Below are 272 nucleotides of genomic sequence, written 5' to 3'. Positions count from 1 at the left end.
TACCGGTCCGTCCACCGGATCATCTTGTTTTTGATCATCCCCAGTTCTTCCGTCATGGACGCTCGAAGGGCCGATCCTGCCCGCAATTCCGCTTCATGGTCATGAAGGATACGCGGGTAGCTGAAGCGCCCGTCTTTGACGAGGCGGCCAATCGTCCGCGCATCTTTGGCATCGTGTTTCGTCGGTAGATTGTCGTCAAGTTCCTTGGCTTTCTTGACATGCATCGGGTTCACCATCACCAACCGAATCCCATGGTCTTCGAGGTAATAAGC

1 protein-coding gene is annotated in these 272 nt (G+C 54.4%); it reads right to left on the bottom strand.

Features of this window, described 5'->3' with window-relative positions:
- Positions 1 to 272 (bottom strand): IS110 family transposase (locus CHH91_RS18525; RefSeq protein WP_141234218.1); only part of this gene is annotated, 272 nt, incomplete at both ends.

This window comes from Virgibacillus sp. 7505 (genome assembly GCF_002272135.1).
Lineage (GTDB): Bacteria > Bacillota > Bacilli > Bacillales > Amphibacillaceae > Terribacillus.
The sequence above is the reverse complement of the archived record's forward strand: the minus strand, read 5'-3'. Positions and strand labels throughout refer to the sequence as shown.